The organism is Pseudomonas cannabina (assembly GCF_900100365.1).
Taxonomy (GTDB): Bacteria; Pseudomonadota; Gammaproteobacteria; order Pseudomonadales; family Pseudomonadaceae; genus Aquipseudomonas; species Aquipseudomonas cannabina.
On sequence record NZ_FNKU01000001.1, the window covers coordinates 654,209 to 677,464 of the forward strand.

A 23,256-nucleotide genomic window follows, 5' to 3' on the forward strand; every position below is an offset into this window, starting at 1 on the left:
TGTCAGTGGTGTGCTTCCCACTCGACGCATTCGCCGATTTTGAGTCTGTCTTTGGAACCCAAGAGCCCTTGCGACCACACATTGGATCCGATTAATTCATCCGGGACAGCTGATAGCGCTATGAATCCTCTACAATCTATTCAACACAACATTACAACTCCCCCAATCAGTGGCGGTCAGCCATTAGACGCGGTGGGCCCTCAGGCCCAGCAATCCCATCCTGAAAGTATTTCACTTTCTCAATTGAGCGACAGCGCTCACCAAGCTCTCAACGCTCTAGCAAGCTCCTCAGCTAGTGCCGAACACCAAAGCATTGCATCATTGGTACTCAACGCTCTGCTGGATGGCACACTTCAATTTCAATCCAGTAACGACATGCAAGTAACCTATCAAGCGCCAATCTGTCTGCCAGATGATACCGATACCGTAAGAGCCGACCACTTGATTAATAACGAGCTGACGGTTCAGGCCCGATTAAATGATCAGTCGGAGTACGACATCGTCAGCGCACATTTGCATGGCTCTTCGAAAGCCATATCCTTCGACGTACCCAGCCCCCCGCCCGCACATGGTTCAGCATCTTCTGTCTTGAGTGAACGGACCCATCTAGGTATGAGTCGCGTTCTCTCACAAGATGCAGTAGACAGCAGTAGCCTGGAAACTCCGTTACTGAGCTCGCCAGACCATTCTCGTCCGCCATCACAGCCAAAGCCCGTGCATATCGGGTCGGTCCGCAGGGACTCTGGTAGCCTTGTTTCCGATAACCCGGTAGTGCAGGCCCTGCTATCGTTTGCGCAGGCCGACCAGGCATTTCCACCACAGGCCGCGAGCATTGCCGGGGTCCAGCTGGAAATGCGGCCACGTCGGGATATTGAGAAAGCACTTGAGGAATTCAAAGGCGCCTTCACTGTGGAGAAGGCGCAACTGATGTCCGGTGCCAACTCGTCGGAGCGTGTAGATGAGGATGTCAACGCAGACATCCATATCCCCTTATTGCTCAAGGCCATCGAGCGGGGGGCTGCGGCATTTGGTCCAAACGCATCAATCGGCCAGAATAGCGCGAAAGCGTTTCTCGCCTCATGTGCTCCCAAGATCACGTCCAATGACGATGTCCTCTCCGAGTTCATCAACCAGAAACTCAAGGGGGACGACGATCTTCAGGTTCGCCTGGGCGCACAGGAATTGTTGCATGTAGCCACCAAGAAGGAATTCCAGCTCGGCGGTCTAGCCGGCAGCATCGGGGTCAGCAGCATACTCGGCTCGGCATGGGAGCTTGGCGCTTCTGAGCTGTTGAAAAATGCCATCTTCGGCAAAAATTTCTCACCGAGCCAATATGCCCTGCAATTGGCTGGAATCGATTCAGTGCCTCCTTTGATTATCGAGTCCATGGACACCATGTGCGTACTTGCCATCATCAAGGGCATGAAAGGTGAGGAGTGGTCCATGAGCGATCTACTTCCCAAGGCGTTGAAGGCCGGTGCCATTTCCTCGGTGGTGTCATTCCCCAATAATGTTTTGCAGTATGCAGGTTTCAAATCCAGAGTCGGCGATCTTGCGGCAAACTCAGTGACAACTGAAGGGGCCATCTTTGGCGCCGCCTCCGGTATTCCACCCGAGGTCAAGGAAAGTGAAGAGCTGATGCGTGCTGGCTTATTCCAGAGCATGAAGGACGGCGTGATGGCTCATCCAGGCGAGGGGGTGGACACCAAAAAGACGATTGAGCGGATGACGCGCCATGCGCTGGATATCGCTCCGGGCGAAAGCACCGCTGTCAAGTCCATGGGGCTGGCATCGATTGTCGGGATGATTCCACTGATTGCCAGCAACAAGGCAACCGGGCTGCTGTCGGAACAGGTACTGCGTATTTTCCGGAGCGCCGTCTTCAATCCAATCGAAGCCATCGCTCTGAACGCGTTGGCGCTTGGCGGGCGTGTCAACGTTCCCGGGCTATTTGATTCCGACAATGCCAAGCATGCACGCGTGGTACAAACCATCCTTGCGCGGGCCAGCCAGCACATGGAAGCTGGAGACCGTGACATTTCCGCAGAGGAGCTACATCAAATGCTGGCTCCCCGGAGCGAGTTCCTGCGCCATGTGGGATCTGCGATTGTCAACGGCATGAATGCCAGCTTTGAGGCAATTCCCGCCCTGGTTCGGAAGCTTGGATACGGTGAGGCTCCATTGGCCGAACGTATTCCGTATCAAGACCTGGCTGTGCCCGACACGTCGCGGCAGCCCGCACCCTGAATCATAGTCGACGCGATCTACTGGACTTCACGAGCAGCAGTCAGGCGGGTAGCATGGTTTTTCACCGTGCTACCCTCGCCATCGCGGACGGTCCCACATTTGTCGGCACTACGGATCAATCTGGGGCTACCGTCGACTGGACAAGCGCAGATTTGGCTAAAGCGGACATCAATAACTTTGCTTTCTCTGGATGCGTCACATCATCTGGACCTACTTGCTCTACAACACCAAATCCTTCTGTGTGTATAGCTTTTGGTTTAAATAGCAGTTTTGCCGCCCCTGGCACTGAGGCCAGTAATGTCAGAGGATCATACAGGTTTAGCTTCGTCACCTTAGGCCAGATATCTTCAAACGAACTCTCTTTATTTTTATCCAGTTGTGCTGCTTCAATCTGTGCATTCGGCATGAACGTCCGAAAGAACCATGAGTCATCCAACCCGGGAAGCAATCCAGCTTGAATACCTTCCCAGAGGCCTTTCAACGCACTCTTCTGAACGTCTCTCAGGTAGTGGCCTACTGGATGTCCGCTCCCCGCTATCCCTTCGTAAAATGAAGGCGAAACCGCCGTTTTATAGGCCGCCTCCTTTGTCACTATACGAAGTGGAATGCCAAGCTCCTGCGCTTTCCGATAAAGACTGCGCGCAGCGTCCATGTCGGTCGCATTGTTGTAAGCGCGTGCATCAGGCTGTACAAAACCATCTGCGTCCTTTAAAGGCTCGACGCCGCCCATGATGGTGATGTCATCAACCCGTTTGCGCACCATATCTGGGCAGGTAGTGATGAGCGCATTGATATCACTCATGCCTGCAATTACGACAATACCGACTCCATGTGGCGCACGGGCCAGGCGCCTGCTCATGTCCTGCAAGCTGTCGCGGTGTATTTCACCAGGTCCAGCCCTTAAAGCATGACCTTCCAGTAAAAATTTGGCATGTTCCTTCGACTGAAGCGAATTCATTGCGTAATCCCGACCACGCGACACATGCACGTCATGCAACTCAAGCTTGTTGAACACGCCTTTGGCCATCTCGGCACGTTGAGAGCGAACTTCAGCATCACCCAGTGTTGCCACTACGTCCGTGATGTGCACAAAGCCCTCAGCCTGCAATTGCTTGCCCAAGGTGTAGGTCACGACATCATCCGGGTCCTTGTTAGGATCAGTGAAAAACCACGTATCCTTAGGGAGGCGCTGATTTATTCGATTTTTCGTCCCTGCAACGCTCTGGAGGCCTTGATTTATCTGGGGGCAACAGCTGGGTTTTAGAATAAATCAGCGTCTCCTTAGGTAAAAGGGGCTTGTGTGATCTCAGTTCGTTGATGGCCATATTTTCATCTGAGGTCAGATGAGAGTTACAGGCTCCCACTTGTGCAAGCATCGTGCGCTGTGCCGCAGTCAATAAAGCTGGCGCACTTTTCGACCGCTCCAAAACTGGGCTGCTCATGCTTGCTTGCTGAGAAAGTGCTGATTGCGCGCTACTTTCCGATGGAGTACGTGATATTTGTTTTGACTGATCTAGGATGAGACGTGAGGTGGTATGGCCTGCGGTGATAGGACGATGCATTGAGTCGACCTCCTGGATAGATGAACCTGCTGTGTGGCAAGCAACGCCGTTTCGGTTTCATCACTAGGGTGAAGTGCGGCGCGCTCCGGGTTACAACATATGCGGATTTTATCCGCCGGATACCTGACAGGCGAGAAACCTGTCTCAGCGGAGTTGGTGGAATCCGTGCTGTCGCGGCAACTGGATGATCTGGAACCAACCCTGACGCGCCATGGCTACCGCATCAAGGATCTGGTCGAACAGTTCGACGCCAGACCCACCGAGATCAAGGCGCTGTTCAGCAACGCGCTCGATCCGGCCCGAGCCGCTGAACTGCGTGACAAAATGCTGGCCGCAGGGCTGCCGATTTGATTCAGGCCGAAGACCGGTCAGTTGCAGTTAATGTGAGTCGGAGAAGATGGAATGCAAGCCGATGCGGCTGAATGCAAGCTCGCTCGCAATTAATCTGAGCCCGACGGCTCCGTCAGTCGCAGTTAATCTGAGCCGAAAATTGCGCTGATTGCGAGCACGGCTGTTTTCGATTGCAAGCCGCTACACTTAAGGTACGCATATTGGTCATGGCAATTGAGCGTCGCAAGGTGCAGCTTATCAAGGTCTTGAGCGCTGCTTCATGTCCTTGAAGCGCTGCATGATGTCGATCACGAGTGAGTTGACGGCCAGAATCTTCATGGCTCTTGTGACAGCTACGTACAGAAGGTTCAGCTCATCGTCGCGTTTGCCGGCGTCGATGTCAGGCGAGAGCGGATCTGCCGAAAAATCGTCATAAAGCCCAACGAAGTCCCACTCCAGACCTTTGGCTCTATGCGCGGTGCTGAGGGTCACGGTTGCATCGAGCTCCGACGTGACAGAAGCAGCACGCAGCTGCTCGATTCGTTGAGGTAGGTCTGGGTAGTTTTCGATGATTTTGATCGAACGCAGCATCTCAGGATCCTGCGTGGCCTTCGCGATCACGACATACTGGTCGTAATCGGCATAGTCAGTGAGCAGTTTTCGCTGCTGGACCTGGTGATTCATGTGCCGGCTGAAATAGAACAGGTCCTCCAGATCGCGCAAGGAATAGCTGTCGATCCCTCCGATCCACTGCCTGCGGTGGTTTTGGTTGACCAGGCGCAGCGCGTTCTCGATCACACCGCTCACAGTACGGTGCAGGTAGGTGCGGTGAGGGAGATCGTCCGGTAAGGCTCGTTTCACCAACGTCGGCTGTCCCAGGCCTTGCAGGGGGATCTTTTCACCCTTGAAGGACAGGATGACGTTGGCCACGTAGGCAACTGCCGGCCCAAACCTGAAGCTCTGAGTCAGAAAGTGTTTCTCGGCGTCCCTCATCGCTGGGCTGTTTAAAGCATCCACAGCGCCTCTGAACCGATAGAGCTGCTGATGTCGATCACCGACGGTGACTTGCGTGATTTTTTGGATCTGGACCAGATTCGCAATGACCGGGTTCACGTCTTGCCCTTCGTCGAGCAAAATCGCACCGAAGCGCTGGCTCAGATCCGGCTGGCTCATCTGGTACAGCTTCAGATAGCCGTCGTGCGTCATGGAGACTGAGCGATCGTTGATATCGACCATCTTGTCCCAAACGTCCATGGTCAGATTCAGCGCTTTGCTCATGTATTGTTGCTGGACCGAGGTCAGCGTGCGGTTGCTCTGGAATCGCACGAAGTGATCCTCCTTCAGCTCCAGGTCTTTGCTGGCCATGAACGCATTGAGGGTCGAGACGATGTCTTTGGCCAGCTCCCAATCCTGCGTATTGATCGTCCTTGCGATGTCGGTCAAACGCAGATTGCCGGCCTGCTTGTGTTTGTACTGGCTGCCATAGACAGCGTAGGCGAGGCCGTGAGCTGTTTTGCAGGTCACGTTGCGTGGAAAACGGTTCTTTGCCGCGATCTCAACGGCTTTGTTGTAGCAGAGGTACAGCATTTTGACCGACGAGTTATGCGTGGCGTAACCGACGAGTGTCGTTGTCTTCCCGGTACCGGCAAACGCCTGGACCAGTAGCTTCTTTGCGAAGGAGTGAATAGCTGGCAGTTGTTCTTCTGTCCATTGCATGGAGGGCACCTAGAGGTATTTTTTGAAGCTGGACGCCGTAATGCTGACCGCCAGGCCGAGCAGCGCCGCGCATGGCAGGAGCACTAGCAAAGGGCTCACGCTGAATGGCAGAGCCAGGTAAAGGCTCCAGGGGATTATCACCAGCGGCACCATCGTTGCCCGAGCTTTGTGATACAGGTAGCTGGACTCACGGCCGGCACCGAACCGCCGCAAGTCTCTGCGCACCAGTCCGTCGACGAAACCCACGAACGCCGTCATCATAAATAACGGGATTGCAAGGGTGAGGATCACCAGGCGTACGCAAAACACCAGTGTCGTGTAGAGAGCCGCGAGGCCGTAATCCTGAAACTTGCTGACTCCCACGCCCAGCATGTAACGCATATCGAAACCGCGTGTTCGTTGTCCTGTCGCAGCATAATCAGACGTGTGTTGAACCCAGTCCTGAAGCCCGGTCTTGACCACCAGCCAGTCATACGTGGTTTGAACCAGCCATGTCGCTGTTCGGCCAGGCTCTTGAACAACCACACTCTGCAGGAACCCTTTGGAGAGCCAACTGAGTTCATGATCGAGTATTGCACGAGCATGCTGCCAACCTGCCTCCGGCCAGAAAAAGTACATGCAGATCCATTCGACGATGATGGCCCCCCCAGAGACAGGAACATCACTGCCGCGAACCGGAAGGGCAGGGTGAACAGTGAACCGATGAGCGTCTGTTCCTGGTCTTGTTGCTGTTTCGCACGGTCGGCAACGTCTGCCATATCAGATGACCTCCCGCCGGTCGTTCAACAAGCCGAAAGTCATGCCGCGTCCTCGGGAGCTACAGCAATTTTTTTGAAGTCGTCGAGCAGATCAGCAGGCAGCGACTCGTTGAGCGTCTGATAACCAGGCGCTGACCACCAACCCGTGTCGTCGACCTTGCCCACCTGATAGGTCTGACGCATGCTTTCCGCCAGGGCTTGCAGATCTGCCGGCATCACCTCATAAGGATCATGCCCTGGCAAAGGCATTCTGATTTTCCACAGATTGCCGCCTTCCATGAGCGCAAAGCATTGGCCCTTGGGCAGGCCGACGACGTGCGCGGGCTCAATCATTGGCACGCTGACCTGCTGCACCTGGTCATGGCTGGAGGACGTGAACGCGGTATTGCCCGTTGCACTGTCATTCGCCGAGCTGGCCGGTGTGGATGTGAAAACCTGAACCTTAGGCAACTGGTTTGTGAGCAGCTCGGCGGTGGACGTTTCACGGACGCGCAGCATGAACACGTTGTTGAAGTTACCGATCACCTGGCCAGCCTTGGCTTTATTACCGATCTTCGCTTCGATATCGCTCATGGTCTGGGTGTAGGCAGTCACCTGCATGCCGGCACCGCCACCCTTGTTGATCATCGGAATGAATTCCTCACCCATCAGCTCGTTGAACTCATCGGCGTGGAGGTTGATAGGCACTTTGGTGCCAGGGACGCCGCCCGGTAGTCCGTCGTCGACACCGAACTTGTAGATATGGCCTGCTACCGAGACCAGGTCGGAGAACATCGAGTTGCCGACGGCAGCAGCGACCTCAGTGTCCGACAAGGCGTCCAGGCCGATATAGACCACAGCCTTTTTGCGGACTACTTGCATCCAGTCGAAGATCGGTCGCGGATCATTCACATCCTGATAGTCCGGCGAGATCAGTTCCGCCATGCGGCCTGTTGTCAGCTTCTCAAGCAGTGGCAGCAGCGAGGCGACGATCTTGTCGAAATAGGTCTTGTCGTAGCGGACCGCGCTGCGCAGTCCATCCATCACTGGATCTGCAACGCGCGTCTGAGACAGGTATTGATCGATGGCCACCACGCGGAACGGCCGGCCCTTCATATTGAACGGTACGTTTTTATCGTTGAGCTTGCCCTCAATGGCAACGATCGCCTCCCAAGCCTTTGGATCAGACTCATCAAAGTATTTAGAGGCATACTCTTGAAAGATCCCTTCGATGTTGATCACGTGCTGCTGGATCTGCAGGTAGTCAGGTCGACGGCCCAATGCGACAAGGGCTCTTGCGATGATGTTCACGAAACGCCATGCGAACTCACGGAATGCTGCTGAGTTACCTTCCCCTGAGAGTTGGCCTGCGATCCGGGTGGCCACCTCCGAAATCCGCCCAAAACGCCCAACGGCGTTGTAGCGTGCCGAGTGATCAGGCCAGCCCAGGTGGAACACATAAAATTCGTTCAGGCGTCCGGCGCGTTTGGCTTCCAGATACATGCGTTTGAGCAGATCGGCGTCGCCCTTCGGGTCGAAGACGATGACGACCTCGTGCTGGCCGTGCTTTTTTCGCCGGATGTCCTGAGTGATGAACAATTCCGCCAGGCGTGTTTTTCCGACACGCGTGGTGCCCAGAACAATTGAATGGCCTACCCGCTCACCCAAAGGGAGAGAGACGTTCTCCTCGTATGGCTCGATGCCGTGCAGCCTTGGCAACCCGCCGACGGGTGGCAGAGGTCGCACAGGATTGATGGGCACGTCCCATGATGTGGCTCTGGCCAGAAGCCGGACAGGGTATGGAGCGAACTCCGCTCTCTCCTCAAAGCGGCGTGCTGCACGGAACAGTGAGGTGGCTTCAACGTAGCTGGCGTACTTCGGCAGGTATGTGTCCATCAGGCGCTGGGTATGGCGCTGCTGCCAGCGAAAGCCCAGACCAATGAATAGACGTTGATTGCTCACCGGCACTTCTTTACTGGTCATCGTGTAATGAGGCAGACGACGGATATTTCGTCGATAGCGCAGCACATGCCATGCCTGTTTCAGGCGCACTAACCCCAAAGCCAGAAAGCCCGCAGCCGTCACGATGCCGAACAGCGGAGTCAGCGCGAACGCCCAAGGCGCGAACACGCATAGAAAAGCACCGGCAGCGCACACGTACACGGTGTACAGCTCAACGGCGGGTCTGAGTAGGGATTCGATGGCGTATTCATGAGCCATAACCCAACCTCCTATTGCTCGATGGCAGTTGGGGTGATCAACACCGGGTAGTGGTTCAGGCCGAGTCGTTGAGACAGGTCATCGCCAGAGGCGGGGTATACTAGCGTGTTGGGCAACCAGCTCCTGACTACAGCAAGTCGCTCTGGCGTGGCGACGTTGACCACCAGTCCTACGGCCTGCATCTGTTCAAGCACCGCGCCGCGCTCCTGGAGCCATCGGCGTGATGTTTCATCGTCCCCTATCAGGAACAACGGCTGCAGGCCTGGCGCGTTGATGATCCGGCCCTGAACGGATCCTGGAGTCATTCGAGTGGTGCGTACCGGTAATCCCTGTGCTGCTACAGGATTCAGGTGTGAGGTCAGGTCATTTGGGACAGAAGAGGGCTCGGGATTGAGAGATCGATAGTAAGGCAACGCTGAGTCACCACCTTTGTCTTCAACCACGGTGAGCTCTGCAGCCTGGCAGATCATAAATGGCAGGCAGAGCGCTGCGCCGAGGTTCACTGATTGGGTCATGGATTGGTCACCAGCATTTGGATGCCGGTTACCCGGCTGAGATGTTTGGCAAAGGCCTTGCGATAATTGGCGGCTGGAGCGCCGCCGGCAGGCCGGTGATAGCGTCCGGCGACGGTGATCCAGTCACCACCAAGCGCTCGCTGTTCAGCCAGGATCTGCGCAGTCACATCGAGGTTTTTGTAGGGATTGAGCGCGTCGCACGGATTGCTTGATTTGAACCTCTGGCCGTTCCAGCCCATGTTCACCTGTCCCAGACCCACGTCGACACGCTTTGGGCCTGCCTGAACCAGTGCTATGAGTAGGGCGGTGCAGGCATCTGCGCGGGTTGCAAAACGGTAACCCGCGCCGGCGACATTCAGTGTCCAGGGCCACGGCACAAGCTGCCCACGCAACTTTGCCCCGCTTTCCTGCAGCGCCACTGAGTAGAGCACTTCCGAAGGGATGCTCGCGGCGTGGGCAGCCAACTGATAAGCCGGTGGAGGCAGCTCGGCTGCGTGACTTGTCAGCGCGAAGCACAGCAGGGCAAGGCCTGCCCACGTCACTGACGCAGCCATTGCCCATTCACCTCTCGCACAACGGCCGGTAACTCGCCACCCAGGCTCAGGCCAAGCCAGCGTCCACCGTCATGGTTGAGGGTGATTTGTCGGGTTCTGACATTCGCAGGGTCGATCCCCGAGACAATCGCCCAGTTGCGAATTCGCTCGTCGTCGTTCTGGCTACCCACCATGTAGACGTCAAACGGCTGCTTCTGAGCTTGAAGGGCCTTAACCCGAACTGAGCACTCCGGGCAATCGTCCTTGACGAATACTGCCAATCGGCCATTGCCCTGGTTAGCAGGGCTCCCGGTCGCACCTTGGGACGCCGAACTGGAGATGGGCATCAGATTGGGATAGAGGCGTTTGAAGGCATCGTCATATGCGCGTTGATACGCCAATTCTTTTGCCGTGCGCTGCGCCTCGGCTTTGACCTGGAGCTCTGCATACCGCCGGCGCTCTTCATCATTGCGGGCTTCGATACCCAATGCAGTCAGCGGATCCAGCCCGGGGGAATACACACCTCGTGAACTCTGCATCAGCGTTTGGTAGCGCTGCCATTCTTGGGAACTGAGGTTCCAGTCCCGGGCCAACATCTCGTCGCTGGATTGCGACTGGCTGTCGGTCAACACGCTCTGTTGCTCCCGGCTGTTGGACTGTGGGGAGTTGTTGGTCGCCGCGTTGGCCAAGCCCACTTGTGTCAGCAGGGTTATTCCCACCAGTGTGAACATTCTCAGGTTGTAGATGGACATATGAACCTCTAAGGAGACGCTGATTTATTCTAAAACCCAGCTGTTGCCCCCAGATAAATCAAGGCCTCCAGAGCCTTGCAGGGACGAAAAATCGAATAAATCAGCGGCTCCCTAAGGACGCAGGGGCAGAATGCGGGTGGAGCCGTTGATGCTGAACAGTGCGCGGGATTCATCCAGGCTGTTGAGCTGCCAGTTGCTCCCTGCGACCATATCGCCGGGGCGTATGAGGTTCAGTTGGCTCAGTTGAGTGCTGCCAGGCGGGGCAACTGACAAGAAACGTTCCCCTCCGCGATACTCCACACCCACGACCGAAAACGGTGGAGGTGCCTCTGGAGCTTTGGTTTGTGCTGTTGTTTTGCGGGAGGGGGCAGGAGTCTTTGGCTTGGCCGCAGCAGTGACTTGAGCAGATGCGGCTTTAGTTGCACGCAAGTCCTGGAGTTTTACTTGAAGCTCCTCGATCCTAGCGCCCATGACCACAACCTCTTGCATCGAAGCACCCTGCTGGGCAGCGTCCTTCGCCGCTTCCTGCACCTGCTTCAGGAGGGCTTGAACGGCATCGATGCGGTTGGACAGAGCCTGCTGGCCGGCCCTGAAATCATCGATGGTCACGGACTTCAACTGGCTGGCGGCATCGAGCCGGTCATCCACGCCGTTGATGCGTAGGGTGATGGCGTTTACGGTTTCCAGGTTCGCAGCGGACTCAAAGTCGGCCTTGAGGTGGAAAATCTGCCACTGTTGGTAGACCAGCGTGCCGATCAGGACGATCAGGGTCAGTATTTGCAGGATGGCAGAACGGGAAAGAGAAGGGCGCAGTGGCAGCTTCATGGAGGACCTCACTCAAGATGTGAGGCACGTTCGCAAAAGCGGTCCATCTATGCAGCAGCAAACCATTATTATGGTTGAATAGGTTTAGAACGCGAGTGTGTAACCAGGCTTATTGCTTTCAAGCTAAGGAGCCGCTGATTTATTCGATTTTTCGCCCCGGCGATGCTCTGGAGACCTTGATTTGTCAGGGTGCAACAGCTGGGTTTTAGAATAAATCAGCGTCTACTTAAACGTCGGCCCAGCGAAGCTTCAGGTAGTCAACCACCTGCTGAGTCTGTGAGGCCCGCAGAAACATATGTCGAAAAAACATGCACCCGGACACCTCAGCCAGAGAATCATTCAGGTCAAGCTGACGGGTAATTTCAGGCACGCCTCCCTCAACAGTCCAGTCGGGCTCGGCCTCTGATGCCGTTCCCACTTTATACAGAGCCATACCAACATATAACGCTGTGCCGGTACCACTGACGGTATCCGCCCACCACCGTGTGATGACGTCATAGCGGGCAACCTCCCGGGCAAACGGCCAGTAGACCTGTGGGGCGATATAATCAATGATGCCGTCAATTACCCATTTCCGGGTGTCTGCATACGCAAAATCGTAATTGGGTGCACCTGCCTGCGTATCAGACCCCAGCGGGTCATCAGATTTATTACGCCAGACGCCTGCCGGGCTGATACCAAACAAGACATCTGTGTTAACTGCCGCTATTTTTTTATGGCATGCATCAACCAGCGAATACGTGTTATTTCGTCGCCAGTCGGCCTTTGTGGTAAAGGTCGTATTGTATGTCTGGTAGGTAGCATCATCATTCAGCAGGGAATCTGCGGATTCATAATAAAAATAATCATCGAACTGAATGGCATCAACATCGTATTTGGTGACAATTTCTTCAACAATATTACTCACCCAAGCCTGAGCTTCTGGCACGCCGGGATTGAGAACAAAGCGCTTCGCTGAAGTGCCTGTCCATTCAGGATGCAGTTTAAACACACTGACCGGCGAGTCAGAGGATGAGTTATTCAGCTCTTCTATTGTGGCATCGCTGGTGTTCATTGATATGCGGTACGGGTTCACCCATGCGTGCAGCTCGATATTACGAGCGTGCGCCTGCTCAACAGCATAAGCCAGTGGGTCGAAGCCGGGATTTTTCCCCAGCGTCCCCGTCAGGTACTTCGACCATGGAAGCAGGTCTGATGCGTAGAATGCATCTGCGCAGGGAACAACCTGGAATATCACTGCATTCATTTTCATTGCCGCAATATCATCAAGAATGCCGGTCAACTCTTCTTTCTGTGCACTGACACGTGCGGCCTCATCAGTGATGGCCAGAGATGAGGCTGACGGCCAGTCAAGATTCGTAACGGTTGCGACCCAAGTCGCCTTGAGATTTTTGTTCGCAGTCGCCATTGCGATTTCTCCTTTGAGTATGGTTCTGAGGGAACGAAATATGCTGTCCATGCATGGGCATTTTGAAATGCCTATGCATGAACGAGCGCTACACCTGCCAATGCGCTGGTATGTAACCATAGCCGAAGCGAGCTGCTGGGCTGAGCGCACGAAGAGCGCCTGCTCTCACAGGCGTTCTTTAGGCATTATATGGGAACGACGTGTCAGCTCAGCGTCACGTCCTTCATCGCAGGAATATAACCGTAGTCATATTCTTCCTGCACGAACGAGCGATCCCCTTTCAAGAGGATTCTCACCGTCGGCGCTTCGGTCCCGCCGATACGATAATCCTCGCCGTCGGTGGGCACGCTGTCGATGAACGAAGTCACCAGACCGTTCGGCATGACGCAGTGGGAATACGTCTGGAAAGGCTGCTCGGGCGGATTGCCGAGCACCAGGCCGGAAGCGTTCATTGGCCGGTACGGACCGAACAAATGTTCGCCGACAAAACCGTAGACACCGTCTGGCCCTGTAAGACCTTCGGCATACGTAAACTTGTGACTGATGGTGAACAAGTAATACTTGCCGTCTTGAAAGACATAGTGCGGGCGCTCGGTCTGATCATTCACGCCGACGGCAGTGACCAATGGCGGAAGTATTTTCCACTCTTCGCCACTGAGATCTTTTGCAACCGCCAGACCGATACAACCCACCTGGAATCTGGCACCCCCGACGTTTTCATGACCCGGTGGCACAGGGCCAAGTTCGGCAACCCCTACTGTGTGCGAACCGCGTTCACCGGCGACATTGCCTTCAAACACCATATACAACTTGCCATCATTAGGATCAATGAACGGACTGGGGTCGCGAAAGTTCCAGCTCGAGTTCTGCGCTTCGGTTTGATAATAGGTGCCGTCGGCCTCGAACAGTTTTTTGACTTGGGTAAAGTCTTTCAACTCCACGCCCTGATCGGACGTCACAATACGGCCACGTACTTTGGCGATTGCTGCGCCGGGCGTGACGCAGGTGTAATAGAGATCAATATCGCCTTTGTCATTCAACAGTATGGGTGTGCCCGCCCACTCTCGAGTGGTGGGCGATACCCCCTCGGCCATTACACGACCACCAAAGATCCAGTCCTTGCCGGTACGCGAGTACCAGTAGCACATGCGTGCGCGGCCATGACGGTCTTCCCAGTCACGCTTGATGTCATAACGGCCATTGGCGTCGAGATATTGCGGATCATTGGGGTGACGGTCAGCCGTCAGGGTCAGGATGACCGACCAGCCGTTGACCGAAACCACCGTGCCATCCAGCTCGCGCAGCGGCATGGTGTCCCAGATGAATACCGTGTCACTCATGACCGGAAAGTCCTGACTGACCAGTGGCTGCGTGGTGGTCGGGTCATTTTCATTGACCTTCAGCGCATCGGCGCGGGACCAGACAGTAGGTGGGTATTTGATGTTATCTACGAGAGGACTATTTTGGAGCTGGCTTACAGCAGAGTTGCTATTGTACATAATTGATACCTTCAGATAGTTGTGGGAGGCAGCAGCGACGCTGCTGTACCTCTGTTGCTCAAAGGCGATAACTCAAGGCTCACGGCCTTCACATGATTCAACGTCCCGCAGCGGGAGCACTTGATCTGGAGTTCGGTGTAGTCACCCATGCGGGCCAGCAGCTTCTTGCACTGCCCGCATCGATAGTCTTTCAACATTTGTAATGGTCTCCTTATGCTTCGCCCAATGAAAAACCCCGCCGAGGCGGGGTTTGGAGGGGATCGCAATTTACCGGTTGGCGCTGTTGGAAAGCCCGTATCCGGCGGCTGCCCTGAGGCGCAAATCGCATATCGTGGTACCTTTTTACCCCCCTCCGGAAAGGCTGGAAAGGGGCAGTTTCGGGGTAGGTCGAGTTTGGCCGGAGTTCAACACGAGTTCGACCACAGTTGCGCAATTGATCCGGATAAACGGTACGAGACAGCGCTTCATTGGGGGCGCTTCAGAAAACGGAATTTAAAGTACGTGAAGTATCAAGCTGCTCATCAATTCACGATACCGGCGTTTTTCGTCTACCGAGGCTGACGATGCAGAAACCTGGCAAAGCGCCACCACTCCATTTTGCTCAGATGAGCAAACAGCTCTTAAACCGTGATCTCTCGAGTTGCGTGCTGTGTGGTGTCCAAATGCTTTACGTACGGACCCTGTCGGGTTTGGCGGTGCATCAGTTGCTGATCAATGCCCGTGACATTGGTCTGTTGAAGTACGTGCGTCCCTAATGAATGCAAGCCCGTTCGCAATTAATCTGAGCCCGAAGGCTCCGTTAGACGCAGAAGAGTTCCCAGTCGCCTACTCATTCAGAAGAAGATAAAACATAGCCACCCGAAGGTGGCCATGGTCAAGCGTTAATGAGTTGTCTGGCGAGCGCCATTTCTACAGAATCACCGTCCTGATTCAACGAGTCCAGTCCGGACTCTGGAACATCACCTGATGTGCTCTGCGATACGGCGATTTTCTTGGCCATCAGCTGCAGGCAGGTGATCTGTGAACTGCCGATGTAACCGAAAAAAATCACCCTCACAGACTGTGTGAAAACCTAGCAATCTGCGCAGCGCTCAAAGAAAATGCTCCGTATCGAAAGATACAGAGCATTTTTCGTTATGGCCTACATCCAAGGTGAGTCCCGCAGCCAGACCAGCCTATTCCCGGTCTCGCTGGAAGAGTTGATCCCCGAGGATCACCTCGTTCGTGTCATTGACCTGTACGTTGCCAGGCTCGATCTGGTGCAACTGGGCTTCGATAAAGCGATTCCAAAAAGCACGGGGCGCCCTGCTTATGATCCCGCCGATCAGCTAAAACTCTACCTCTACGGCTATTTTCAGCGGATTCGCTCATCGCGACGTCTTGAAGCCGAGTGTCAGCGCAACATCGAAGTGATGTGGCTGATCAACCGGCTCAAGCCCGACTTCAAGACCATCGCCGATTTTCGCAAGAACAATAAACCCGCCTTCATCGCGACCTGCCGTGCTTTCGTTCGGTTTTGTCGCACGGCAGGCTTGATCGCCGGTGAGTTGGTGGCCATCGACGGCAGCAAGTTTCAGGCGGTCGCATCCTCACGGCGTCATGTGAATTTGAAGCAGCTCAAGCGCCAGGAAGAAAAACTGGATAAGCGCATCGCTCAGTATCTGGCCGAGCTGGATGAGGCCGACAAGGCTGAAACCACAGATTCAATTGATCGCAGCGCAATCAAGGTAGCCCTGGCACAGCTTGAGGCTCGACAACAGGATAATCAGAGTTGCCAGGCACTGATGCGTTCGATGGGCATCGAGCAGTTCAACACCCATGAAAGCGATGCCCGAATGATGCGCACGGCCAAAGGGCCACGTGTGGCCTACAACGTGCAAACCGTCGTGGACGCCGAGCATTGCCTGATTTTGCATCATGAGGTCACCCAAGATGGCGATGACCGAAAGCAACTGGAGCCGATGGCCAAGGCCGCCAAAGCAGAGTTACAGCAAGATGATCTGACGGTCACTGCCGATGCCGGCTACTCCAATGGCAAGCAGTTTCAGGCCTGCGAGGATGCTTCGATTACGGCCTATGTACCGCCCAATCGTTCGAAAAACCCTGGCAGTCAGGAAGAGCAGCTCTTTGAGCGAAAAGACTTTATCTATGAGACCGGACACGATCGTTTCCAGTGTCCGGCAGGCAAATGGTTAACGCTAAAACAGCACAACAAAGGTGATCGGATCTATCAGGCTGAGGTCGATGACTGCGCCAACTGCGCGCTGAAAACGCAATGCACTCGAGCCCGGCGCCGTTATGTCTCACGACATGCCCATGAAGAGGCTTTCGAGCGGATGGAGCAAAGAATGCAGGCGCATCCTGAGATGATGGCCAACCGAAGATCCATCGTTGAGCACCCCTTCGGCAACCTCAAGCAATGGCTATTTGGTAATGGCCGTTTCTTGCTGCGACAACTGGAGGGTACAAAAGCTGAAATGGCCTTGGCGGTGAATGCCTATAACCTGAAACGAGCGATTAAAGTGCTCGGTGTGCGCCATCTGATGGCTTTGATGGGCTGAGCGGACATTTTTTTCGTCTGCTGCCAATACAAAAAAAACGCCCCGAACAAGTCGGGGCGTTTGCTTGGGCCTTCATCAGTGTGTTTTCACACAGTCTGCTCACGTCCTGCTTCTGTCCGATCCTCCATGAACGCCTTGCCGCCTGTTGCACCGTGTAGACGTTGTAACCCGCCTGCATGTGTCGCCGCTGATGCCCTAGGGCCGGGCGCTTCCTACGAAAGCCTGTGAAATATCTTCATCGTAGTGCGCACTTGGTCAACATCTGCACCATCGCGGCGAAGCCGATGTTGACCTTCAATGGGTCATGGACAATGACATCCAAATCAGCGGATTGGCTTGGTTCACCACCGGGCAGGTCAAGTCATGGCAGACGTCGCTGCTTATTAAACATGATCGAGCCGAGCAGCAGGACCAGAATGCTCGCTATCAACATAGCGGAGTTCGCCCCTTGAAACCGTGCGATCAACCCCCAAGCCAACGCCCCTAGTGTACTGTTTGCGAAATAATTTACCCATGACCTGCAACCTAAGTCATTGATAAAATTTGAATTTTCCGTTATTCAGTAGATGGTTTTTTCGAAAACAGTACACTAGCGTCCCTCCAAGGTAATTTGAAAAAAAGTACAAGGACAGTCTGAAGGCTCTCTGGCCCGGCGGCGAGGCTCTCGTCAGGTCACCGCACAATCGTATGAATAGGATAAACAAGGCGCAGCCGCAAAGTAACAGCGCCAGGCCGTGAATGACTACATGCGATGTCAGCGCGAGCAGTGTTGTAGTTATCGAGAAGATGAGCGTCAACACAGCCTCTTCGTACCGGGCGAAGAGTCGGATCGAAAAACGACCCGAAAAGGTTCCAAGCAGAGCCCCAACTCCCCAAAATACCATCAGCAATGTGTACCGGGTCGCATTGTCGCCGTAGTGAAGTCTGACCAGAGAAGGCAGCAGGGTTTGGACACTACAGCATCCAAACGCTAGGGCTCCGACCAAGAGCAGGTTCTTTGCCGATGTTAAATTGATGAGTGACGTGGGTGGAGCCTTGTCCACCCCATTGTTTTTGATGGTGGTACGCCATTGGGCCTTATCCCAGAAAACGATGACCATTACCGTCCAAAGGCTAGCGACAATACCGACCAGAGCTGGTAGCGCGGTTAGGCTCTGGTGTATGACGTACGCAACGAATAAGGGGCCGGCCAGTTTTGCAATGCTGACCGCCAACCCGTGAACCGACAACACCGTATCTATATCATTCTCGCCAAACAGGGAGATGATCGTTGCTTGATAGGACGGCCCCCTGATCGCAATGCCGGCATTCAGGATGAGCAACGCGCTCATCCCTAAAGCGAAACTCGGGCTTCGTATGAAGTAGACGGCACCCAACACACAGCTCACGCCAATCAAAACCTGCCCTATGAAATGCAGCCCTTTGCGAGAGTAGCGATCGCCTAGATAACCTACAAACAGAGTGAGTATGGCAAAAGGCGCGTTACTGGCGAAATAGACCCAGAAGGCTGCGTCAACATGGCCCGCGCTCCACGACCAGGCAAACAGCAATGTTTGCGTCTGAAAGACGATCTGAAGTACCAACGTGCCAACCCAATACCCGGCGAAGGTAGGATTTTTCATGATGTCGAGCAGGCGGCTGCTATTGGCGGTGGGGGTCATGTCGCTCCTTATCAGGCTGCGGGCAGCAGACTGTCAACTACGGAGGGTAATGCCCAGGGTGTATCGGCCAAGGCCACGGCCCCACTGTTTTTCAATTCATCGATGGCCCCATAGCCCCACAGTGCACCCACCGGATTTATTGCATTTAGCTGCGCAGCCTGCATGTCATCACGTTTATCGCCAATCATGAAAACGCTAGATGGGGGCTTCGCAAGGGATGCCAGCAGCGCCTTCACCAGATCAGCCTTGTCATCCAGTTTACCGTCGGGTGAAGTGCCGAAGATCGACTGGAAAGCATTGAACAATCCGTTGTAGGTAAGCATTTTTTCAGCAAATTCTTGTCGTTTAGAGGTCGCAATAAAGAGCGAGTAGTTACGGTTCGAAAAATGACTGAGCGCATTGCTTATGCCTGTGTACGGAAAGCTTTTGTACAGGCCTTGCTCCCTGTAGTGGGAGCGGTACAAGTGGACGCACTCGTCGACTCGATCGTCTGCGTAGGGCGCCAAAAGCTCTGCGACAATTTGCTTCATTGGGGGGCCAAATAGCTTCTGCGTCTCGGCGACGGGAATAAAATCATGGCCCATTTGACGGATGGCATACGTCAAACTCTCAAGGATTCCGGGAGCCGAGTCGAGGACAGTGCCGTCCATATCGAAAATAATGGTGGAATCGGTCACGTGTTGACCTCCTGATAGAGAAAGGGCTTCTTCAAAGGGGCTGACGCCTGACGGTGGTTTCAAGCACATTGACGACTGCTCCATCGTTGAAGTAACCGTTTAAAAAGTACCATGGCCGTTGGCATAACGCCGAGATCACTGGTTCTGGCAGAGGTTTGGCCGTCAGATCGAATATGGAGGAAGGGAAGGCATTGTCCTCATTCAGGACCTGGTCCATCAGCAGCGTTCTTTTGTGGTGGTGGATCTCTTCAATTCCAACGACGGTGGCAGTCTCCGAGGAGAGTCGAGGAATGACGACCGCATCAATGCGTCCGTGAGATCGCATCGGAGAATTAAACAGCCTGGCCAGCAAACGGGGAGAGAGCGAAGCTTTTTTAAAGGGATGTGTTTTTGACCAGAAGCCGATCTCGCCGCTCGGGCTCACGTAATGCTCATTCGCAGGCAAGTGCAGTTCGGCAATGTCACGTAGATGAAACTCGCCCACCTGGCTTTGTATGGGGCTCCCATGGGCAGCCAGACAATCGCCGTCCAGGTAAACTAGGCTCCTGTCGTTGGCACAAAAGCTGCCTCCGGGGTGGCGCAAACTATTGATTAGCAGCGAAGTCTTTCCAGCACCGGAACCGCCAAGTACCAAACAGCCACTGTGTTCGAATGAGATAAAGCCGCCATGAATCCTGAGCAGGTCATGTTCGCTGAGCGTGATCATCGCTTCACGTGACAAGCGTACGGCCAGTAACAGCGCGCTGACCTCATCGGAGATGCACCAAACGATTACCGAGTTTGAGCTAAACAACATCCAACCGCTGTCCACTGCGTGTGCCAGTCTAAAATCACCGACTCGCAACACCTGCAAGGTCGCTCCGAAATACCACGGCATCGTTTCAGCCTGTGCCTCAAAGCCATGGGTTAGTTGTTCAAGCTCGGCGGGAAGCGCCCCGGTGTTGACCTTTACCGCATACCGAACGCAAGAATCGTCTTCTTGAAGCGGCACCGCGAAATAAGGTGATACATAAGCGCTGAAGAGGCGCAAGGTGCCAGCATCCGCCAAGGTAACCTTGAGCGTGGTGCCCATGAAACCGAACACTGTCGAGAATCTCGAGTGCGCGCTTTCTCGTTCATACACGGTCATAAGAGCGTTGAGATACTTGTCCATCGTGTGTTCGTCTCAAAGTAGCGGTTCGGTTGGGGTCTCTGTTCCTACACTTGCGGTCAATGATGCCCCTGAAGATGCTGGATAAAATCGATAATGTATTCGTACTGTTGATCAGCCGGTTCATTCATCAATTTCAGTATTCGCTTGTCGGAAGCGAGCAGTTCTTCGCACAGCTTCTCGTATTGGGCATGCACTGCCTGTAAAAGCGCAAGGTTGTCATGTTGCCAACGCAGCTCACCATCAAGGGCACGACAGTGCAGTCTCTCTCGCAATACGTGCAGATCCGGAAGCATGCAAACCAGCACGTCAGGAAAGCCATGGGGAAGGAAAAGGCGGTCGATGTGTTCGTTTAATCGCCTGGTTTCATCTTCCGTTATCCAACCTAGGGAGACGCTGATTTATTCTAAAACCCAGCTGTTGCCCCCAGATAAATCAAGGCCTCCAGAGCGTTGCAGGGACGAAAAATCGAATAAATCAGCGCCTCCCTAGTTCCTGGTAGGCGTTGATGTAGCAGAGGGTATCGTAGATACAACGGTCTGCCAGCACCGTGGTGGGGCGTGGAGCTTTTTTATTCTCTATTTGTTCAACAAGGTATTTTATGGCGCGAACGCTGGCCCGTTGGTACGCGGATGTCTCAGGTATCTGGAATGAGAAAGCAAAGCCCCGGGAATACCTGCTGTGAGTTACCAATTGATTGATGGCGGTAGATTTACCCGCGCCATGCGGACCGCAAAAGTAGAGAATCGATGATGTCATGCTGGAGTCATTACGTGGGTCTTGACACCTCGGCTTTCCAATGCGGCCTTTTTTTCCGCACTCTCGGAAAGGAGGTACACATCGACAATGTCCAGATGCTTCAATATTTCGGCAATCTGACCGAAGTCGCGAAGATCATAGTCGAGCCCCAAACGCATACAAGCATCCAAGCTGCTAAGATTGTGCTGTTGCCTTTCTGTGTAAACTCTGACTTTACTTACGAGTCCCCTACCTCGTCCGTCATGCTCGTCCGTGTAGATAATCAAACCGTTATCCAGCCGATTGAGTGTATGCATGGCGTCGGTCATCTGTGTACAGCAGTCACACTCATGATCGCCTGCAATATGCCCCAGCGCGCAGGCCGATTGAATTCGCAAAGGAACGGGGGACATTAGATTTCGATAGGCAAACATGTGATGAAATAGTTGGCCTTTATAATTGGCCTCCATGGCACCTATATAAAACTTACCGATATCATTTGTGATCGTTGCACCCCATGCAGCATCTAGAACTTGAAAATCAGGCATAAATCAACCTGTAATGACTGCGAATTAAACAACCGTTATTAGTTGACGGTTGCAATAAGAAGAGGAACTTCGGTGACTTTTTCATGCGGATAACCATGCCCCCACATACCGTCCTCCCCAAAGCATTCGCCGTGATCGCCAGCGATGACCACCAACAGTGGATGAGAAATCTTCGATAGGAGAATGCCCACTTTTCGATCGACTTCTTCCAGCGCTGTCACTTGTAATTTTTGCAACTGCGCGAGCGCAGCGGTATCCACGTCCACCTCGTGAGAGAACGCTTTTTTCAACCCCCACAAGTTCTTATGTTTTTTTATTGTTTCTTTTGCTGATTCCGGCAAAGGCGCGACACCGCAGTCGTAGGGTACATGGGTTTCAGGACAATTTATAAACAGGAAGAACGGGTCGCTGCCTATTTCATCAACAAGCTCATCAATATGATTCAGTGGAAACTCATAAGCCTCCCTTTCCGTAAACACGGAAACGAAGTCATTCTTCCCATAAAAATGAAAGGTATCGAAATGCTTGGCCAGCGCAGGATGCCTGAACCAGCGAACACCCCCGGCACCAATCACTCGGAAGCCACGTTTTGCGTAGGATTTGGGGACCGATTCACCGTCAATGCTGACACCGATGGTCATAGGGTCGCGTCGGCGTCCTGAAGCGAGACGCCATAGCTGGCGTACTTCAGGACTATAGAAATCATTGAAAGGAGGCGTGATAACGGAAGGCAGATAGCCCATGAAAAAGCTCATGTGTGCCGGTAGCGTGTACGTTCCATGGGTGCCCGCCGCGCGTGTATGACCGAGACTGTCAAAAGTCGGCGTCCTGGCTTGAGAAAAAGAATCATAACGACATGAATCCACAGTAATAAATAGCACACTCCGTTCTGACATTGCTAGGGAGACGCTGATTTATTCTAAAACCCAGCTGTTGCCCCCTGATAAATCAAGGCCTCCAGAGCGTTGCAGGGACGAAAAATCGAATAAATCAGCGGCTCCCTAGCTGGGCTATCTGGTTCATGGATCCTCCTTGAGTATCGAACAGTCATTACATGCCAGTGAATACGAAGAGTAGATGGACGATGTATTATCAACTACTCTTGAATCAGCACATCCTTGTGCAACTAATACATCCGTTTAATGTGACAACCTCAAGCGGTGTTATTTAGGTGCGTGAATGGCACCGCCACTTGAAGTGAAGGTGATTACAGCGCTTACGGCTTGCTGTTCGGTCGTGGTAAGTACGCGAATATTATGATTCATGAAGATCATCCTTTTAGTTCATAAATTGAGATCAATTTGATCGTCTTCGAGACTTTTTAATCGCCTCGCATCAACCCTAAACAGCCCCAGGGGATGTGTCAAAAAATCATCCAACAGTAAATGTTACAAGATGTTTCATGATTTCGGCGCGGCAAAGCATGTCGGTTAATTTCTTGACATGTGACAAATCAATGCTTAAGGAGACGCTGATTTATTCTAAAACCCAGCTGTTGCCCCCAGATAAATCAAGGCCTCCAGAGCGTTGCAGGGACGAAAAATCGAATAAATCAGCGCCTCCTTAAGGAGACGCTG

At 53.8% G+C, this 23,256-nt stretch carries 19 protein-coding genes and 4 pseudogenes; 3 read left to right on the forward strand and 20 right to left on the reverse strand.

The features are described from left to right. Nucleotides 1-120 precede the first annotated feature (120 nt). Nucleotides 121-2,247: a type III secretion system effector HopD1 gene (hopD1, locus tag BLT55_RS03140; RefSeq protein ID WP_074799961.1), complete on the forward strand. Its 2,127-nt coding sequence runs from the start codon at nt 121-123 to the stop codon at nt 2,245-2,247. Nucleotides 2,248-2,362: 115 nt separating this feature from the next. Here the strand turns inward: hopD1 and xopQ are convergent, their stop codons facing one another. Next, complete coding sequence (xopQ, locus tag BLT55_RS03145; protein ID WP_244159014.1) at nt 2,363-3,487, reverse strand: type III secretion system effector XopQ; 1,125 nt, start codon at nt 3,485-3,487, stop codon at nt 2,363-2,365. Between the two features lie 49 nt (nt 3,488-3,536). Next, nucleotides 3,537-3,689, reverse strand: a pseudogene (locus tag BLT55_RS34640) (type III secretion system effector protein); the annotation flags it as partial. Nucleotides 3,690-3,908: 219 nt separating this feature from the next. Here BLT55_RS34640 and BLT55_RS03155 point away from each other — a divergent pair. Continuing rightward, a complete protein-coding gene (locus tag BLT55_RS03155; protein WP_162234971.1) occupies nt 3,909-4,160 on the forward strand; it encodes a phosphoribulokinase in 252 nt (83 codons plus the stop codon). Between the two features lie 237 nt (nt 4,161-4,397). Here BLT55_RS03155 and BLT55_RS03160 read toward each other — a convergent pair whose 3' ends face one another. From BLT55_RS03160 to BLT55_RS34645, 11 genes and pseudogenes are all read right to left on the reverse strand, one after another. Further along, on the reverse strand, nt 4,398-5,855 hold the full coding sequence (locus tag BLT55_RS03160) for a UvrD-helicase domain-containing protein (RefSeq protein WP_074799969.1): 1,458 nt from the start codon (nt 5,853-5,855) through the stop codon (nt 4,398-4,400). Nucleotides 5,856-5,864: 9 nt separating this feature from the next. After that, nucleotides 5,865-6,613 (reverse strand): annotated as a pseudogene (locus BLT55_RS03165) (TIGR03747 family integrating conjugative element membrane protein). A gap of 39 nt (nt 6,614-6,652) precedes the next feature. Next, nucleotides 6,653-8,812 carry a type IV conjugative transfer system coupling protein TraD gene (gene traD, locus BLT55_RS03170; RefSeq protein WP_074799971.1) on the reverse strand — a complete coding sequence of 720 codons (2,160 nt, stop codon included), beginning with the start codon at nt 8,810-8,812 and terminating at the stop codon, nt 6,653-6,655. An 11-nt stretch (nt 8,813-8,823) separates the two neighbouring features. Then, complete coding sequence (locus tag BLT55_RS03175; RefSeq protein ID WP_055001159.1) at nt 8,824-9,327, reverse strand: integrating conjugative element protein; 504 nt, start codon at nt 9,325-9,327, stop codon at nt 8,824-8,826. Beyond that, entirely contained in the window at nt 9,324-9,881 is a 558-nt protein-coding gene (locus tag BLT55_RS03180; RefSeq protein ID WP_004667210.1) for a lysozyme family protein, read from the reverse strand. The genes BLT55_RS03175 and BLT55_RS03180 overlap by 4 nt, the downstream gene beginning before the upstream one ends. Beyond that, nucleotides 9,866-10,612 carry a TIGR03759 family integrating conjugative element protein gene (locus BLT55_RS03185; protein ID WP_074799974.1) on the reverse strand — a complete coding sequence of 249 codons (747 nt, stop codon included), beginning with the start codon at nt 10,610-10,612 and terminating at the stop codon, nt 9,866-9,868. The genes BLT55_RS03180 and BLT55_RS03185 overlap by 16 nt, the downstream gene beginning before the upstream one ends. Before the next feature lie 111 nt (nt 10,613-10,723). Next, entirely contained in the window at nt 10,724-11,437 is a 714-nt protein-coding gene (locus tag BLT55_RS03190) for a hypothetical protein (RefSeq protein ID WP_074799977.1), read from the reverse strand. Between the two features lie 226 nt (nt 11,438-11,663). Then, nucleotides 11,664-12,845 (reverse strand): glycoside hydrolase family 10-like protein, encoded by a 1,182-nt coding sequence (locus tag BLT55_RS03195; protein ID WP_074799979.1) that lies wholly within the window; start codon nt 12,843-12,845, stop codon nt 11,664-11,666. A gap of 203 nt (nt 12,846-13,048) precedes the next feature. Continuing rightward, nucleotides 13,049-14,344 carry a glycoside hydrolase family 68 protein gene (locus tag BLT55_RS03200; RefSeq protein WP_074799982.1) on the reverse strand — a complete coding sequence of 432 codons (1,296 nt, stop codon included), beginning with the start codon at nt 14,342-14,344 and terminating at the stop codon, nt 13,049-13,051. Between the two features lie 11 nt (nt 14,345-14,355). Continuing rightward, nucleotides 14,356-14,541 carry a Com family DNA-binding transcriptional regulator gene (locus BLT55_RS03205; protein WP_055000164.1) on the reverse strand — a complete coding sequence of 62 codons (186 nt, stop codon included), beginning with the start codon at nt 14,539-14,541 and terminating at the stop codon, nt 14,356-14,358. A gap of 677 nt (nt 14,542-15,218) precedes the next feature. Further along, nucleotides 15,219-15,407 (reverse strand): annotated as a pseudogene (locus tag BLT55_RS34645) (hypothetical protein); the annotation flags it as partial. 73 nt (nt 15,408-15,480) lie between these two features. Between BLT55_RS34645 and BLT55_RS03220 the strand changes: the two are divergent. After that, nucleotides 15,481-16,905 (forward strand): IS1182-like element ISPsy6 family transposase, encoded by a 1,425-nt coding sequence (locus BLT55_RS03220; protein ID WP_055001182.1) that lies wholly within the window; start codon nt 15,481-15,483, stop codon nt 16,903-16,905. Nucleotides 16,906-17,005: 100 nt separating this feature from the next. Here the strand turns inward: BLT55_RS03220 and BLT55_RS33705 are convergent. The 7 genes and pseudogenes from BLT55_RS33705 to BLT55_RS03250 form a co-directional block, all read right to left on the reverse strand. Further along, nucleotides 17,006-17,083, reverse strand: a pseudogene (locus BLT55_RS33705) (helicase-related protein); the annotation flags it as partial. A gap of 352 nt (nt 17,084-17,435) precedes the next feature. After that, the gene (locus BLT55_RS03225) at nt 17,436-18,566 is read right to left on the reverse strand and encodes an MFS transporter (protein ID WP_223862840.1); all 1,131 of its coding nucleotides are present in this window, start codon (nt 18,564-18,566) and stop codon (nt 17,436-17,438) included. An 11-nt stretch (nt 18,567-18,577) separates the two neighbouring features. Continuing rightward, nucleotides 18,578-19,243, reverse strand: coding sequence for an HAD hydrolase-like protein (locus BLT55_RS03230; protein ID WP_054999233.1), 666 nt, complete (start codon nt 19,241-19,243; stop codon nt 18,578-18,580). 31 nt (nt 19,244-19,274) lie between these two features. Further along, nucleotides 19,275-20,396: a hypothetical protein gene (locus tag BLT55_RS03235; protein WP_054999232.1), complete on the reverse strand. Its 1,122-nt coding sequence runs from the start codon at nt 20,394-20,396 to the stop codon at nt 19,275-19,277. 56 nt (nt 20,397-20,452) lie between these two features. Beyond that, entirely contained in the window at nt 20,453-20,689 is a 237-nt protein-coding gene (locus BLT55_RS31540; protein WP_139206372.1) for a hypothetical protein, read from the reverse strand. Nucleotides 20,690-21,148: 459 nt separating this feature from the next. After that, nucleotides 21,149-21,679 carry a GTP cyclohydrolase II gene (locus tag BLT55_RS03245; protein ID WP_074799987.1) on the reverse strand — a complete coding sequence of 177 codons (531 nt, stop codon included), beginning with the start codon at nt 21,677-21,679 and terminating at the stop codon, nt 21,149-21,151. A 38-nt stretch (nt 21,680-21,717) separates the two neighbouring features. Continuing rightward, a complete protein-coding gene (locus tag BLT55_RS03250) occupies nt 21,718-22,422 on the reverse strand; it encodes a sulfatase-like hydrolase/transferase (protein WP_074799989.1) in 705 nt (234 codons plus the stop codon). Nucleotides 22,423-23,256: the final 834 nt, after the last annotated feature.

Coding starts and splice junctions, on each gene's coding strand:
- BLT55_RS03180 (WP_004667210.1), bottom strand. CDS start 9,881: ATGGCTGCGTCAGTGACGTGGGCAGGCCTTGCCCTGCTGTGCTTCGCG.
- BLT55_RS03155 (WP_162234971.1), top strand. CDS start 3,909: ATGCGGATTTTATCCGCCGGATACCTGACAGGCGAGAAACCTGTCTCA.
- traD (WP_074799971.1), bottom strand. CDS start 8,812: ATGGCTCATGAATACGCCATCGAATCCCTACTCAGACCCGCCGTTGAG.
- BLT55_RS03205 (WP_055000164.1), bottom strand. CDS start 14,541: ATGTTGAAAGACTATCGATGCGGGCAGTGCAAGAAGCTGCTGGCCCGC.
- BLT55_RS03245 (WP_074799987.1), bottom strand. CDS start 21,679: ATGCCTGATTTTCAAGTTCTAGATGCTGCATGGGGTGCAACGATCACA.
- BLT55_RS03175 (WP_055001159.1), bottom strand. CDS start 9,327: ATGACCCAATCAGTGAACCTCGGCGCAGCGCTCTGCCTGCCATTTATG.
- BLT55_RS03220 (WP_055001182.1), top strand. CDS start 15,481: ATGGCCTACATCCAAGGTGAGTCCCGCAGCCAGACCAGCCTATTCCCG.
- BLT55_RS31540 (WP_139206372.1), bottom strand. CDS start 20,689: ATGCTTCCGGATCTGCACGTATTGCGAGAGAGACTGCACTGTCGTGCC.
- BLT55_RS03160 (WP_074799969.1), bottom strand. CDS start 5,855: ATGCAATGGACAGAAGAACAACTGCCAGCTATTCACTCCTTCGCAAAG.
- BLT55_RS03235 (WP_054999232.1), bottom strand. CDS start 20,396: ATGGACAAGTATCTCAACGCTCTTATGACCGTGTATGAACGAGAAAGC.
- hopD1 (WP_074799961.1), top strand. CDS start 121: ATGAATCCTCTACAATCTATTCAACACAACATTACAACTCCCCCAATC.
- BLT55_RS03190 (WP_074799977.1), bottom strand. CDS start 11,437: ATGAAGCTGCCACTGCGCCCTTCTCTTTCCCGTTCTGCCATCCTGCAA.
- BLT55_RS03225 (WP_223862840.1), bottom strand. CDS start 18,566: ATGACCCCCACCGCCAATAGCAGCCGCCTGCTCGACATCATGAAAAAT.
- BLT55_RS03195 (WP_074799979.1), bottom strand. CDS start 12,845: ATGGCGACTGCGAACAAAAATCTCAAGGCGACTTGGGTCGCAACCGTT.
- BLT55_RS03200 (WP_074799982.1), bottom strand. CDS start 14,344: ATGTACAATAGCAACTCTGCTGTAAGCCAGCTCCAAAATAGTCCTCTC.
- BLT55_RS03185 (WP_074799974.1), bottom strand. CDS start 10,612: ATGTCCATCTACAACCTGAGAATGTTCACACTGGTGGGAATAACCCTG.
- BLT55_RS03250 (WP_074799989.1), bottom strand. CDS start 22,422: ATGGGCTATCTGCCTTCCGTTATCACGCCTCCTTTCAATGATTTCTAT.